Source organism: Parafrankia sp. EAN1pec, assembly GCF_000018005.1.
Classification (GTDB): domain Bacteria; phylum Actinomycetota; class Actinomycetes; order Frankiales; family Frankiaceae; genus Parafrankia; species Parafrankia soli.
Genome location: NC_009921.1, coordinates 50762 through 66163, shown reverse-complemented (window position 1 = coordinate 66163; position 15402 = coordinate 50762). Strand labels below are relative to the sequence as shown.

Sequence of the window (15402 nt, the reverse complement as noted above, 5' to 3'; positions counted from 1 at the left end):
CTAGGTCAGTAGCCGCGGGCGCTCGGCCGGCCCTGGGCGCCGTCGACGGCGATGTCGGCTCCGTTCACCCAGCTAGCCCGGTCGGACAGCAGGAAGGTCACCACGTCCGCGACCTCCTCGGCGGTGCCCAGCCTGTGCGCGGGGAAGTCCCGCTGCACGAACGTCTCGAAGTCCTCCGGATGCTGGCGGGCGTAGTTCTCCCAGCCGCCCCCGGGGAAGAGGATCGACCCGGGGCTCACCGCGTTGACCCGCACGTTGAACGGCCCCAACTCCCGGGCGAAGGCCGACGCCAGGTAGATCTCCGCGACCTTGGCCGCCCCGTACTGCGCCCGCGGCGACGGCTTCGACGCCGAGATCGACGAGACGATGACGACCGACCCGCCGCCGTTCTTCTTCATATGCGGGACCGCGCTGCGGATCGCCCGGACGGCGTGGCCGGCGTTGAGCTCGAACGTCTGCGCCCAGTCCTCAGGGGTGGAGTCGAGAAGATCCCCTCCGACGGTGCCGCCGACGTTCGCGACCAGCAGGTCAACGCCCCCGAAGTACTCGGCCGCCCCCTCGACGAACCGTTCTACATCGCCAGGCCTGGTCACGTCGGCCGTCAGGCTGAAGACGTCCGACTCGGCCAGGTCGAGACTCGCTGCGGCCTGGACCAAGGCGTCGGAGTCCCGTCCGCAGATCCCGACCCGGCAACCCTCGGCCGCCAACCGGGACACGATCGCCCGGCCGATGCCGCGGGAACCACCAGTGACGAGCGCGACCTTACCGCTCAAATGAAGATCCACTAGAGGATGTCCGCCTGTCGATCATGCACCGCTGAACTGGCGCCGGGGTCGGAAGGGGTCCGCTGTGTGCCTCGGACCGTGCGGGCCAGGCTCGTCTGGCGCTCGTGAAGGTCTCGGACGGACGACAGCTCCTTGTAGGGACGCAGCTCCCGCACGACCTCACCGGTGCGGCGGACGATCAGATCCAACGGGCGTTCGGTCGCGCAGATCTCCAGCGCCTCGACGGTCACGGCGCACGCCCTGTCCGGTTCCTTCTGCCGCACTGCGGCGAGCGCGAGATCCACCCGGGCCAAGGCCCGCGCGACCGGCCAGTTCACCGCCGCCGCGTCGCACAACGTCACCGCCTGCTGGGCGAAAGCCCGCGCCTTCTCAGGCCTGGCGAGCGCAGTGTAGGCCGTGCCGGCGTAGAACGGCAGGTAAGGGTAGTCGAAAGAGAAGATGCTGTGCGACGCCGTCTCCGTCACCGACTCGAAGGAGTCATCCGCACGGGCGAACGCGACGCTCACACCGTCGGCGTCTCCCAGGCGCGCATGGGCTCGTCCCAGCTGCGCAAGAAGTCGAGTCCGGACAAACGAGTTCCGCGGAGCGACGTCAAGACCAGCCAGCGCGTAACGCAACGCGTCCGCCGCGTCGCCGGTGTAGAAAGCGATCATCGCCTGGGTTCCTCGGACCCACCCGCCCAGTCGGGCATCGCCGGACTCCACAGCGAGCTGCCACGCGGTCAGGCAGTGGGCATGAGCCACGGTGCTGTCACCGAGATCGAGCGCCAGAGACCCCATTAGCCCCGACAGCCATCCACCGACAACGCACAGGTGCTGCCGCTGGCCCAGCGTCTGGCGTCCCGCCACCATCACGGAGACCCGCTGCCGGCACTCCCGGACCTGGACGAACAGCTGCTCGGGCGGAGTATGCAGGTAGGAAAGGCCGAACCGCTGCACCTCCAGGTCAAGGTGCTCCAGCGTTGTCGAGCCGAGATCGGACTCCTCCCAGCGCTGCCCGAACATCGCCGACTCCGCTGCCGACTGGGCGAGCAGGGCCGCGACGGCAGACGCGCCCACAGCGGCGAGAACCTCGCGACGCTTCGTCGGTGACCCCTCTCCCTCACCCCCGACAGGCACCGGCGCCTGCGAACGCACAGCAGGAGGCCTGGATATTGGCTCATTGTCTACGAATGCCTGCAGAAGCGCAGGCTGCGGCAGACCACCCGCCGCCCCGGACCGTGGAAGGGAGTTACGACCACGAGTGGCGCTGGTCGGCGTGACCGCTGACTGTCCACGCGCAGCACCGACCTCACGCACACAGCTGTCGAGGAGAAGAAGATCCGCGGGCGCTAGGTGCTCACGGTCTTCAAGATCGAGAAGGCGATGGATGTCCGTGCCATACACGTGCGCGAGCAGTGCGAGGATCTGCGGCGTGGGCCGCCGGGCACCAGAAACCGGCCAGGACTCAAGCTCCGACAGCCGCGGCCCCGTCATGCTCGCCCGGCCTACCGGATCGAGCCCGAGGCTCGCCGCCTGAGCATTGATCGCGTCGGCCGCCTCCTCGAGCGTCCACCCGAACGCGTGCCGAAACGCGGCCCGAGGCCGGAAACGAAACCGCCGCCCGAACTCGCCAGCGATCTCATCATGGCTCATGCCGAACTCGCGCATCCGACCACGAAGCTGCCGCTGCTCAGCACGTTGACTGACACGGGCCACTGTCGGCTCACCCAACCCTCTGGACTGGGAAAATGTGGCCGCCTCCCGCCGCGAGCGACCACCAGAAGCGATCCTATGTTACGGATCTGTCACGGCAGGACACTCCTGTGCGCGAGTGTGGTCACCGCGGCGTTCTTGGATGCACTGGTATGAGTAGGAGACCGGTGCTGAGCGATGCTCAGGCGCCGCTGTTCAGGCAATCTGGTAGGCGGCGAGTTACCGGGGGCCAGGACGGCTCTAGCGCCGCCGCGCGGATCCGTCTAGTCCTCCACTCCCACCGACCGCTGACCCGGATTGGAACACGACTCATGTACGACGGGGGCGACTACGAACTCGTCTGGCCACGGCATCTGTTCGTCCACGAAGCGAGCAACCTGCTCAACCACCGTAGGATCCACCGTGACTGGGATGACCGCTGCGTACTACTTCTCGATCATGCGTTCGCAGGCCCTACTCCCCAGGACGACTTCCGTCAGGCAGCCGCGCAGTCCCCGCCTCCACGTGGCCTAAGCTAAGTAACGGGCAGGCTTTCCTCCGCGACCTGATGTCCGGCTCCGAACTGCTCCGCGAGACCACACCACCGCAGTACCGCCCGTACTGGTCCGAACGCCGAGCGGGTACCTCCCCTGGCCGTGCCGGTCTGCGTGCCACAGCCCGCCAGTTCATCGACATCGTCAGCCATCTCAACAACCACGGATACTTCGAGCAGGCGTTCGGTAAGGACTGCGTCGACGATCCCAGCGAGATCGATCCCTCGGCCGTCATCGAGCGCGCCATCGGGGCAACAGACCTGTGGCCGCTGACGCCAGACCGCCTCGCACAGAACATCGACGTGTTCTGCGACGTGGTCGAAGTGCTCCACGACCTGGTAGCGCGCCCCCGTTCTCGCGGACTACACGACTACGACGGCTGCGGCTGGCACTACCGCGATTTCTCTCCCGCCACAGGCCGCGTCGTCTACCGGTGGCGCGTCAACGGTCTGCTCGAACGAAGCGACCTCGGCCTCCACCTCGCGGACGAAGGCGAGGACGTCGGTCGCCTGGTCACCAGCACCGATCCCGCCCGCTCGGACCTCCTGCGCAGGATGGCCCAGCGCGAAAGCCCTGCCGCTGACCGGCTCCGCCACGCCATCAGCCTGTACCGGGCACGGCACGCCGACGAACACACCAAGAGATCCGCGGTCGTCGTCCTCGGCGGCGTTCTCGAAGAACGCCGACAACTGATCAAAGATGAGCTGCTCAGCAAGGACGAAGGTGACCTCTTCACGATCGCGAACAAGTTCGCGATCCGGCACCAGAACGAACAGCAGAAAACCGACTACAGCGTCGAGTTCCTCGACTGGATCTTCTGGTGGTACCTCGCGACCATCGAGCTCACTGACCACCTCCGCGCGCGCTGAACAGCCACCCTTCGCCAGCTCGTCCTGCAGGCCCCAGCCAGCGGAACTGGACCCACTACGCCCCGGCGACCATGACAGAAAGGCGCCGCACCCACCGGCCGTCACCTGACCTGTCTGGAAGGATCATGAGCATGCTGACCGATGGTGTGATCATGCTGCGGTGCCTCGCCGACGATGACGCCGCAGCACATCTGCCGGTGAGGACGATGACCTGATCCGCTGGCTGTCAGGCGGCCCCGGCTCGCTGGAGCGGCTCCTGCCCTGGATCCGCGACAACCGCGAACAGTGGGCAACTGGCGGCCCCCGGCGGAACTTCGGCGTCTTCGATGTCGCCTCGACCGCCCTGGTCGGCAACGCCGAAGCCCACCTCGCGATGCCAGAGCTGGAACCCGGAGCGGTCAACATCTCCTACGGCGTCTTCCCTCACTGGCGCGGCCGCGGCATCACGCGCCGGGCCATCTCCCTCGTCTACCACTGGCTGCGCACGCAACCTGCCTGCACCACGGTGGTCATCCGCGTCGCCCCGGACAACATCCACTCGCTGCGGATCCCTGAAGCGCTCGGCTTCCAACACGTCGAACCCAGCACCAGCCCCCAAGGCGAAGAACTGATCCGCTTCGACAAGGCCATTCAGCGTCATACCAGCGGCCAGCCGGCCCAGGACGCGCGGCCAGACGATGCCGCATCTCACCGCCTGTGACGATCATCGAGCTTGATCGCGGAATACATGTCAGTTGAACACGCGACTCTGCCGGTCTCGGACCCCGAGATGACGCACCAGCTGCTACTGACCTGGCTTGAGCACCGCCGCACCAGCTGGCCACACACCCCCAACCGGCACGTCCTGGTCAACGAGAGAACCGCGCTGGGAACCGGCCCCATCAGTCCCAACTACCTGCACCAGCACCTGCTTCGCCACGGCGTCCGCCTCGACCGCATCCGCGCCGACCGCGTCCTCCACGAGGGGGGCCGCCGAGATACGGAAGAAAGGGGCAACGGGCTCAGCGGCGGCGGGCTGTTGGATCGCGGCCTGCCAGCGGGCCAGCGCCTTTGGTGACACGCGGGCATAGCGCGCCAGCGAGGCGACCGAGGTGTGCCCTGAGTAGGCCAGCAACGTCGAGGTGTTCGCGCCGTCCTCGGCGGCGTGCGTGAGCGCCGAATGCCGTAACTGAAAGCGTCCATCGCGGCCGCGGCATCACCGGGGACCCGCGCACCCAGGCCCGGCTGCGCACCCGGGTCCTCGTCGCCCACCCCCTGGCCGCCGGCGACCAGCCGCAGTCCTGCCATCCCGAGGCCGACAGCCTCACCCTCGGCACAGCCGGCGACGACGCTGCCGGTCGCGTCACCGCGCTGACCGCCCCCAGGCACCCGACAGGTGTGGCCCGCCCGCGGACGGTGGTCAAGTGGTCTGCACGGTCGGGAAGCGCATGATCCCGAGGCCCACGTCGATGGCGTCGTTGGCTTCCAACCGGCGGGCGAACTCGGCGAACGTCTCCGTCGTCGGCTGGTCGAGGTCCGGGTCGACGATGTTGACCATCGTCGTCTCGGCCGTGCCGCCGCCGCTTATCCCCGTGACGATGCGCACGTGGACGAGCTGGTTGTTCTCCACGGTGTCGTCGGAGATCACCCACAGCGGGCCGTAGGTCTCGACCAGCCGAGCGATGCCGATCGGCAGGTACGACGCCGGTCCTTCGGCGACGAGACCGAGCGCTTTGGTGAACCCGACGGTTTCGGCCACCGCTAGGGCCTGGTTGGCGTCGAACTTCGCCCGCCACGTGCCGCCGAGCTCGTCGAGCACCGTCTGAATCGTCGCCGAGCGGCGGTCGCGCCAGTTCGCCATCATCGCCCCGGCAACCGCCCAGCACACCAGGTTGGTCGGTTGCTTGATCAGCCCGACGGGCGGATCGGCGGTGACGTCGATGCGACCGCCGGCGTCGTCGCCCTTCTTCACCGAGACGGTGCCGTCGGGGCGGCGCAGCGTCATGGAGGCGTTGGACGATTGGCTGACCCGGTCGAGCACCTTCTGCACGGCGGGGTTGGCGGTGGTCACCTGGCCCTCCGGCCGGCGCTCACCCGTCGCGCCCTGCAGCAGGCTCATCGCCCGCTCATTGGCCTGCTCCGGCGTGATCAGCTTCTGGTCGCGAGCATCCTTGATCCGCTTCAGCTGGCGCTGGGTGTCCGAGGCGAGGAAGCGCTGCTGGGCGAGCGCCGCGCCCTGCTGGGCAAAGAACGTCGCCGTCTTCGACGCCTCCTCCAACGCCGCGGCCGAGTTCGCCTGGTTCAGCGCCAGGCCAGTGATGTCGGAGAACAGGTTCGGCGTACCGATCAACTCCAGCGCGGCGGCGAGCGCGGACGGTGCCGGAGCCGTGGGCACGTCCTGAAAGCGCACCAGCGCCTGGGGGAACGCGTCGGGAGTGAGGTTCGGCACCGTGCTGCGCCGTGTTGCCGTGGACACCTGCTCGATCGGGGTCGGCTCGTCCGGGATCGGCGACTCCTCCCACCGCCAGAAGCGGGTGTCGTCCTTCAGCTCGCAGCTGTTGCAGGCTCCGAGCACCGCCTCAGCGAACACACCCTTGGTCGGCAGAGAGATGCGCATCGGCGGCGCGGGGTCGGTGGCATACAGGTCGAGCAGGTCGGTCTGGGTGCGCTTTGAGTGCTCGTAGGACCGGTCGAGCTTGACGCCCGGCACGACCGGCATCACCAGGCAGTTGCCGACGATGCCGATCAGCCGGTTCTCCACGACACTGGCCACGCTGCGGCCGCCGGCGTTCGGGGCGACGAAGCCGTCGAGTAGCAGGTACCGCCGGTTCGGGTCCATCTCCCGCCAGATCGCCTGGTGGTAGTGCTCGATGTGCTCGTTGAGGTGATCCACGAGGGCGTCGGCCAGGCGCGGGTCCTCGGCCCGCGGGTTGCGCTTCTCCTGACGGTCCAGGCCGACGACGAGCTCCACCTCGTCGCCCGGGCCGAGATCGTTGTACGTGCGCTGCGTGGGGACGAGGTCGTGCTCGAGGTGGGCGGTGCGGTAGCGCAGGCCGGCCTGCTGGACGACGAGCTTGGCCTCCGGCGGCAACAACGCGCCCAGCGAGATGACGGCGCGCTCGATCTGAGCGCGCACCACCGCCGGGGTGGTCGAGGTCGGGCGCAGGCTGACGAGCAGCGGCGCGTCCGGGCGATAGCGGGACACGAGCGTGGCGTCGATGCCGACGCCGACCGGCGAGCCGTTGTCGAGCACGAGCCGCAGCGCCAGCCGGTCGACGATCCGCTGGGCGATGTTCGGGGCGATCGACGCAGCGAAGATCGCGTCACGGTTGGCCACCACGGCAGTGCCGAGGTAGGCGTTCCACAGCGTCTGCGCCGGTTGGGCCAGCAGCCCGCTGGCCTCGTAGACCGACCACTTCGACGAGTCGAACTGATCCTTGTCAGTGCCACCGTCGGCTGGCCGCGGGATGCTGAAGCTCATCTGCAGCTCGCCGTCCAGGTAGGTCAGCGGCTCGTCGGCGTAGCGCGCCAGCGGGAAGTCGGCATCGGACCAGTTCGTGCGCATCCGCTCCAGCGCGTCGAAGCCGCGACGCAGCGCGCCGGGCACGTGGCGGACCAGCACGTCGCGGTGGCGCAGCGCCTTGGCGCCGTTGAACGGGGTGATCTCGAACGGGACGAACAGGCACTCCTGGACGTGGGCGATCTCCTGGGTGACCTGCAGGTGACGGAGCACTTCGAAGTACTCGACGGTCATCGCGTGGCAGTGGTTGTGGTTGGCCACCACGTCGGTCTGGACGCGCAGCGACTCTCCTTGGCGCGCCGTCTGCACGACCGTGGCCCGCTGGCTGCGCACTGCGCTGGCCGCCTGCAACGTCCGGTCGCGTGCCTGGTTGAGCATCGTCCCGGCGACGTCGCGCGACGAGCGCTGGCTGGCGGTCGAGCCGGCACTGGACGAGCCGCCACCGAAGCCGAACACGACGGGGCCGATGAACCCGGCGATCCCGCCGGCGATCGATTCGGTGTCGGCGCTGGACGAGCCGCGCATCGACTGGCGCAGCGAGCTGCTGATGACCTCGGAGATGTCTCGGTCATGAGCCAGCGAGGCATCGAGCACCTCGGTCTCCGACCGCTGCGCCTGGCGAACCTCCACCTCACGGCGGTCCCAGTCGACCACGGCGATGAGCTTCTTCTGGCCGGGCGCGAGCGGCAGCGAGTAGAGCAGGTCACCGAGCGAGTAGCCGTCGGCCCGCCACACCTGCTTGAAGGTCAACAGGTGACCATGGGCGATGGTGGTGGCCTGGTACAGCGTCGGGGTGTCGTCCCAGTCCACCTGCGTCTCGCCGCCGAGCTCCACCCGCCCGGCCGGTGCGCCGCCGACGGCCTGGACGATGTCGCGCACGGTGCGGATCGTGCTCACCCGCTCGGCGTGGAGCAGGTCGTCGACGCGCAGGTGGGCGCCGTCACGCATCAGCTCGCCGACGACGTCGGCGCGCAGGTTCAACGATCGGCGCACGGTCGGTTCGTCCACCTCCGGCACCGCGGCGCGCACGGCGAGCGCGGCGAGCTGCGGGCTCGACGCCGGCTTGATCGCCGCGTCGACGCTCGTCGTGTACGTGCTCGGCGACTCGAGCCGCGCGATCGCCTCGATCGGCCGGCTGGCCACGAGCTGGACCAGCCGGTCGACGACCGGCGAGGGCACGTCGTCGGCGTTGGGCATCTGCAGGCCGCGGATCTCCGGCTGGGTGGTGCGGACCACGGCGTGGAACGTCACCTCCTCCAGCGCCCGGTTGGGCACCGTGAGGTCGACGCAACGGCCGGGGTCGGCAGCGAACGCCTCCGGGTTGGCCGCCAGGTCGGCCTGGTCCGGGCTGCGCGGCGGCGCGGCGTGGCATCCGCAGCCGTCGTCGTCGTTATCGTGCGACGCCTTCACCGGGGTGACGATGACAACGGTGCGCGGCAGGCGGCCGCCGTCCAGCAGGATCGGTACGGGCGCGCCGCCAGCCACCTTGGCCCACGCGTCGTCGAGCTCGTCAGGGGGCAGGTCGTCGCCGAAGTACCCGCCGGCGGCGGTCTCGGCCACCAGCAACGGCACCGCGTCGGTCGGCTGGGCGCCGTGGGGCACACCCCAGACGACGACGAGCAGCTTGGCCGGAGCGCCGGCGCCCTGCGGGTCGAGCACCCGGCCGACGAGGCGTTCTCGTCGGCCGAGGCCGGGCACATCCGACGGCACCACGGTCACCGGATCGACGGTGGTGACGTCCAGCGTGAACGGCTGGTCGACGTTGGCGGCGGCAATGGTCGTCGCCCCGACGCGACTACCGTCGGGTGCCGTAGCCACGAGACGGACGTCGCCCGTGCGCCGCTCCGGCAGCTCGATGGCGACATCCCCGCCCGACGTGACGTCGGCGCCGACGGCGACGGTGGTGGTGGTCTGACCGTCGTCGCCGAGCATCGGGACGTCGACGTTGGCGGTGACGCGGTAGCCGTCGAGCGGCCGCACCGGGTCGGGGTTGAGCTTGCCGCGCATCATCGTGGGCCCCTCACGCGTTCGGGATCTGGGGGAAGGTGAACGCGGTGTCGGCGAGGCCGGTGTCGAGGTAGCCGACGCGCACCACCGCGCCGGCCGGCGGTGCCGACCGCAGAAAGCCCGATGCCGCGTCGCGAGCCTGGTCGACGATGACCGCGGCGAGCGCCTGGTCGCCGACCGCGCCGATCACCGGCGCGGCGCGCTGGACGAAGCCGTGACCGACGAGGTGAACGCGCAGCACGTACGGCAGGTCGGCAGTCGGCTCGACGCTCTCGTAGAGCACGTCGGTCAGGTCGATGATGGCCACGGTTCCTCCTCAGAGCGCGACGAGCGTGATCGAATCGATCAGGACGGTGTTGCCGACGGACAGGTCGACGTCGACGGTCAGCGAGACGATGTCGCCCGAGTCGATCCCGCCGACCGTGCTGGTCCGCGGCAGCTCGAAGCTCAGCGTCTCCAGCCGGAACAGGGTGGCGTCCTGCTCCTTGGTTGGATCCTTGGGGACGGCACGGTCGTAGTTGACGATGTGGGTGCTCGGCTGGTTGAGCACGTTGCGCGCCGTGAGCTGCTTGGTGGTGCCCGACCCGTCGGTGAGCGTCACGGTCAGCACCGGCACCGGTTGGCTGGACGCCTTGGTGAGGTCGAAGGTGCCGACCACGTCGAGGTTGACGACCTCGAAGCCACTCCAGTCGCGCTTGGCCGATGGCACGTCGATGGTGAACGCCGTGCCTGACGCGACCACGGCGGTGTCGAGGTTGGCGAGCTTGGTGACGTGCGTGGCGTGCTCGGTGATCGCTACGAGCGTCCCCGCGTTGCCGCCCCGCTTGAGCGTGCTCTCCGGCACCTTGACGTCCAGGAACGGCCCGACCGCGGCGGCGGTCAGGGTGCGTGCGCCGCCCAGATCGCTGGCGGCTGCCTCGAAGCTGTCCATCAACGTCACGGTTCGCCCGAACGCCCACTGGTGGGCGGCGTCGACGCCGGCGCTGTTGGACCGCTGACCGGTGAACAGGGCGACGTCCTTCGAGTTCTTGCGCACCTGCTTCTCCAGCAGCGCCGTGAGGTACTCGGTGAACAGCTGGCGGTGCGTCGCATGCGTGTGCAGCGCGTTGAACTCAGCGTCGACGAGCGCGGAGTCGTCGTGGGCACGGTCGATCGGCTCCTTCGACCACACCGTGTTGAACCGATTGTGGCAGCACTTGGTGAGCTGCACGAGCGCCTTCTGGCACGTGGCCCTGGCGTAGTGGCGGAACACCGTGCCGGTCCCGGCAGTGGCCCCGCCGACGCCGGAGACGTCGCCGTCGAGCGCGGCCTGGATCGCCAGGAAGAACCCGGTCTCGTTGGGCGTGAGGACGAACGGCCCGTCGCCGGCCGCGGCCGTGCCGCTGAAGTCGGTCGGCGCGAGCGAGCACACCGCGAGCACGCCGTACTTCTTCGTCACCCGCTTGGCGTTCAGCCTGGCCACCTGGACCACGGCGTCGCCGCCACGCGAGTGCCCGACCAGTACGACCTTGTGGAAGTCGAACCTGCCGAAGTAGGCGTTGCCCTTCGTCTCAGCCGCGGTGCGCAGCCGGTCGAGGGCGGCGAGCACCGTCAGGGCGCGAGTGTCGATCGCCGAGTTGAACGTGTTGGCGAAGTTCGTGTCGATCGAGATCGAGGCGTACCCCGAGGCGGCGAGCGAGTCCTGCAGGTAGGCGTAGCCCTCATGGTTCGGTGTCACCGTGAAGGCGGTCGTCGTGTCCACAATGTCCACGGTGACCGGGTTGCCAGCGCCGTCCAGCGCCGTCATCGTCGACGTCGGCGGTCCGAAGGTGAAGTCCCAGGCCTGGTGGTTGCCGTGGAGGAAGACGACCAGCGGCAGTGCGCCCGAACCGGCCACGACCTTGGAGCCGGCGCTCGGCGCCGGGTGGGCGAGGCGCATCTTGGTCGGCACGACGAACGTGTCGGAGCCGGGAGCCTCGCGCTTGATCAGGCCGTTGGACAACGCCGCGGCGGCCAGGTCGAACCGGCTGAAGCTGGTCGGACCGGTCCGCTGGGTGACCGAGCTCGCGGTGCTCAGCTTGGCGATCTTGCGCGTTTCGGTCCAGCGCTGGCGGGTGAGCGGTCCCGGCGGCGTGCCGGGTGCCGGCTGTGTCCAGTCGTCGATGAACGGGATGGCGAGGTCGAACGTCAGCGTGGTGCCGCCGATCGCCGGCGCGCCGCCGATCACCGGTGGCTTCGGTCCGCCGTCGAACGTCGCGTCCAGCGACTCGGTGGGCGTGGTCACCGACACTGTGGCGCGCGGCGAGTCGGCGGCCGAGTCGATCGCCTTCTGCACGCCCGGGTCCTCCGCCGGCGCGGCCGGGCGGTCCTTCGCCGATGCCTCACCCGACGCGCTGCGCAGCACCGACTGGGTCAACTGCTGGGCCTGATCCGGCGAGATCAGCTTGTCGCGCTGGGCTTGCTGGATGCTGTCCATCAGCCGGTCGGCGTTGCGCGCCGACTCGTTCTGTCGGGCGAGGTTGGCCGCCTCGCCACCCAGTGTCTGGGCCATGCCCAGTGCCGCCTTGAACCCGGCGAGCGCGTTCTTCTGGCTGCCCTCCAACCCGGTGATGTCCTTGAACAGGTCGTTGCGCGCCAGCACCTTCATCGCCGCCGACAGGCCGAGCGGGTCGGGCAGGCTGGCTGGCTGCTGGATGTTGACGATCGCCGCCGGCAGCGGTGTGGGCGTGAGGTCTGGCTCGTCGCTCGCCCGGCTGGCAGTCGACAGGGCGGCGATGTCCGGCGGGGTGTCCGTGATCGCAGACTCCTCCCAGCGCCAGAAGCGGGTATCGTCGATGCGCTCGCAGGCGTTACACTCCCCGCTCACCGCCTCGGCGTAGACGCCACGCGTCGGCAGGCTGATCCGAGTCGACGGCAGCGGCGCCGTGGCGTACAGGTCGATCAGCGGCTGCGGCTCGACGGGCTCGCCGTCGGTCCGCGCCTGCGGCACGGCTCGGCTCGGATCGAGCTGGATCCCTGGCCCGCACGGCATCACCAGGCAGTTGCCGACGATGCCGATCAACCGGTTCTCGACGACGCTGGCGACACTGCGCCCACCGCTGTTCGGGGCGATCACGCCGTCGAGCAACAGGTAACGGCGGTTCTCGTCCATCGACGCCCAGATCGCTTGGTGGGCGCGCTCGATGTTGGTGTTGAGGTGCTTGACCAACCGGTCGGCTGCCTCGATGTCCTCACGGCGGGGGCTGCGCAGCTCGGCGCGCGAGAGCGGCGTGGCGACGTAGATGTCGTCGGTCGAGGAGATGTCGTTGAGCAGGCGGGGCTCGTCGAACAAGAGGTATTGGAGGTGCTCGGTGCGGTAGCGCACCTTGCCGCGGTGGACGATGACACGCGCCGCCGACGGCAGCGCGGGGCCGTCGTACCAGATGCGGAAGCGGGCGATATCCTCACGGGGGATCGCCGGCACCGCGCCGGACGGGCGCAGCGTGACGTACAGCGGGGTCGACTCGGCGTAGCGCGACACGAGCGTCGGGTCGAGACGGACGCCGAGCTGCGCGCCGGACGCGGTGACGTAAGCGAAGCGCAGGTGCTGGACGAGCTGCTCGGCGATCCCAGGGGCGATCTCGTTGCGGAACACGAGGTCTCGTTCTCGCTGGGCGCGTGCCGCGAGCTTGGCGGTGAACAGCTCCAGCGCGTCGATCGGCAGCAGCCATTGGCACGACTTCCACATGTCGACCTGGAACGTGCCGTCGGCCGCATCGCGTGGGCGGGGCAGCAGGAAACTGACGTACAGCTCACCTTCGAGCGACTCCGGGGCCTCCTCGCTGTAGCGGTCGACCGGGAAGTCGTAGCCGACCCAGTTGCGGCTGATCCGCTCGATCGCGTCGAAGCCGCGGCGCAGTGTCGGATCGGACACGAAGCGCTGCAGCGCCGAGCGCCAGCGCATCGCCTTGGCCCGGTCGAACTCGGAGATCGGCAGCGGGACGAACAGGCACTCGCGCACATCGGCGAGCTCGTGGGTGACGAGGAAGTGGCGCAGCACGTTGAAGTACTCCACCGTCATCGCGTGGCAGTGGTTGTAGTTGGCCACCGTCTCCGTCTCGGCGCGCACGGTCTCGCCCTGCCCGACGGTCTGCACGGTGGTCGAGCGCACATCGCGCACCGCAGCGGAGCGCTGCACCATCCGGTCGCGCAGCTGCTGGAGGCTGTTGGCCGACAGGTCGCGGGCGTTGTCCTGCCACGCCCGCGCGCTGGACCCGCCGGCGCCACCGGCGACGCCGCCGAAGATGCCGAAACCGGAGCCGATGAACCCCGCACCGATGCCGCCGGCGACGCCCCACGTGTTCGAGCGAGAGCCGCCGCTCGACTCCTCGTTCAGGTGCGAGCCGACGATCTCGCTAATGTCGCGATCGCGCTCGGCGAATGCGTCGAGCTGCTCCTCGAAGTCGAGTCGTTCGGTGCGCGCTGAGGTGGTCTGGCGCTCCCAGTCGAGCACAGCGAGCTTGCGCTTCTGGCCGGGCGCGAGCGGCAGCGAGTAGAGCAGGTCGCCGAGCGAGTAGCCGTCGGCCCGCCACACCTCGCGGTACTGGAGGATGTGGCCGTGGGCGACCGAGGCGGCCTGGTAGATCGTCGGCGTGTCGTCCCAGTCGACGGCGGAGGAGGCGTCGAGGGCGACGCGTCCGGGCTGGCGGCGGCGCAGCGCGTCGACGAGCCGGGACACCGCGGCCACCTCGGAGTGGTAGGCGGCGACCTGCAGCTGGTCGACCGAGGGGATCGCGTCTGTGGCGACGAGCGACTTCAGCGCGGCGGTGTCCAGCGACAGGCCACGGATCGCGCGAGTGCTTGCTCCTTCCGCCGCGGGGAGGGCCTCGCGCACGGCGCCGAGTAGCTCCCTGGTTACCGCCGGCGGCAGCACCCGACGGGTGCCGAGCGTGGTCCCGCGGATCTCCGGCTCCGACGTGCGCACGACGAAGAAATAGGCGAACTCCTCGACCACCCGGTTCGGCGTGGTCAGGTCGACGCACGTGCCGCCCATGTCCTGCGAGAACGCGGCCGGGTTGCTCGTCAGATCGGACGGGTCGGGGGCGCGCGGTGCGGTGTTGTCGCAAGCGCAGTCCTCGCGTTCGTCGTCGGGGAGGCTGACGACGAGGAGGACCTTGAGCGGCAGGCGGCCGCCGACCAATGGGATCGGCACCGGCGGCAGGCCCTTGACCACACCGTGCGCTGTGGCCAGCTCGTCGGTCGGCCAGTCCGCGCCGAACGTCCCGCCCGGCTGGGTGTCCGTGACGAGCAGGACGCGGTCGGCGATCTCGGGGTCGCCGTTCTGGTCGACCCGGCGCCCGGAGATCACGACCGGCAGGCCGCTGGAAACGCGGTGGCCCCGGTCGTCGATCACCCGCCCGGTCAGACGCACCCGCGGCCCGGTGCCCGGCTCATGGTTAGGCAGCACGGGCAGTGGCGCCGCCGGCGTCGCCGAGACGATCACCGGGTTGGCCAGCGCGTCGACGGACAGGGTCCCCTCGTTGATCGTCACGCCTGCCGGCGAGACGATGGTCACCGTCGCCGTCCCGACGAGCGGCGCGTCGGCGATCGCCAGCGCGAAGTCGCCGTCGGCCGCGAGCGGGGCGGCCGACTCCAGTCGCACGGGCAGTGCCGTCGGCGGCGTCGCATCGCGGTCGCCGAGGTCGACCGTGTAACGGAGGCGGACACTGTGCCCGACGAACGACGATCCGTCCGGCCCGTGCACCTTGCCAATGACGCTTTCCATCCTGCGGCTCCCATTGTCGGCGGGTGACGAGTCAAGGTACGACCGGGTCGCTGCCCGAATCGGCTGATTCGCGCATTGCTTCGAAGTTTCTGAATGGGATAACGATTGTGGCTCCCGTTGGGCGCAGCCGAAATCCGGCAGAAACGGGCAACGCGTCCGCCCGTCAAGGGCGTGATCGTGGGGTCTGGCCTGGCGCCCCGCGCGGGTTCCGTGGCGTACCAGTGTGATCGTGGGGTCGGATGCGGGGTGCCGGTTAAGAAAGAACCTCAGAG

9 protein-coding genes are annotated in these 15402 nt (G+C 69.5%); 4 read left to right on the top strand and 5 right to left on the bottom strand.

Features of this window, described 5'->3' with window-relative positions:
- Positions 1–5: 5 nt before the first annotated feature.
- Positions 6–785: an SDR family oxidoreductase gene (locus tag FRANEAN1_RS00240; RefSeq protein WP_012157497.1), complete on the bottom strand. Its 780-nt coding sequence runs from the start codon at positions 783–785 to the stop codon at positions 6–8.
- The gene (locus FRANEAN1_RS42845; RefSeq protein WP_347176924.1) at positions 785–1843 is read right to left on the bottom strand and encodes a hypothetical protein; all 1059 of its coding nucleotides are present in this window, start codon (positions 1841–1843) and stop codon (positions 785–787) included. The genes FRANEAN1_RS00240 and FRANEAN1_RS42845 overlap by 1 nt, the downstream gene beginning before the upstream one ends.
- Before the next feature lie 276 nt (positions 1844–2119).
- On the opposite strand from FRANEAN1_RS42845, the gene FRANEAN1_RS42840 reads away from it, so the two are divergent.
- From FRANEAN1_RS42840 to FRANEAN1_RS41920, 4 genes are all read left to right on the top strand, one after another.
- Positions 2120–2635, top strand: coding sequence for a hypothetical protein (locus tag FRANEAN1_RS42840; RefSeq protein ID WP_347176923.1), 516 nt, complete (start codon positions 2120–2122; stop codon positions 2633–2635).
- A gap of 391 nt (positions 2636–3026) precedes the next feature.
- Positions 3027–3881, top strand: coding sequence for a hypothetical protein (locus tag FRANEAN1_RS00230; protein ID WP_012157494.1), 855 nt, complete (start codon positions 3027–3029; stop codon positions 3879–3881).
- A gap of 211 nt (positions 3882–4092) precedes the next feature.
- Entirely contained in the window at positions 4093–4581 is a 489-nt protein-coding gene (locus FRANEAN1_RS36710) for a GNAT family N-acetyltransferase (protein ID WP_083788138.1), read from the top strand.
- A 27-nt stretch (positions 4582–4608) separates the two neighbouring features.
- Complete coding sequence (locus FRANEAN1_RS41920) at positions 4609–4938, top strand: hypothetical protein (protein WP_198145433.1); 330 nt, start codon at positions 4609–4611, stop codon at positions 4936–4938.
- A gap of 342 nt (positions 4939–5280) precedes the next feature.
- On the opposite strand, the gene FRANEAN1_RS36705 is transcribed toward FRANEAN1_RS41920, so the two are convergent.
- From FRANEAN1_RS36705 to FRANEAN1_RS00205, 3 genes are read right to left on the bottom strand one after another with little or no spacing between them, the layout of a single operon-like run.
- Positions 5281–9390: a papain-like cysteine protease family protein gene (locus FRANEAN1_RS36705; protein ID WP_012157490.1), complete on the bottom strand. Its 4110-nt coding sequence runs from the start codon at positions 9388–9390 to the stop codon at positions 5281–5283.
- A 10-nt stretch (positions 9391–9400) separates the two neighbouring features.
- The gene (locus tag FRANEAN1_RS00210; protein ID WP_012157489.1) at positions 9401–9694 is read right to left on the bottom strand and encodes a hypothetical protein; all 294 of its coding nucleotides are present in this window, start codon (positions 9692–9694) and stop codon (positions 9401–9403) included.
- Positions 9695–9703: 9 nt separating this feature from the next.
- Complete coding sequence (locus FRANEAN1_RS00205; protein ID WP_012157488.1) at positions 9704–15130, bottom strand: alpha/beta hydrolase; 5427 nt, start codon at positions 15128–15130, stop codon at positions 9704–9706.
- Positions 15131–15402 lie beyond the last annotated feature (272 nt).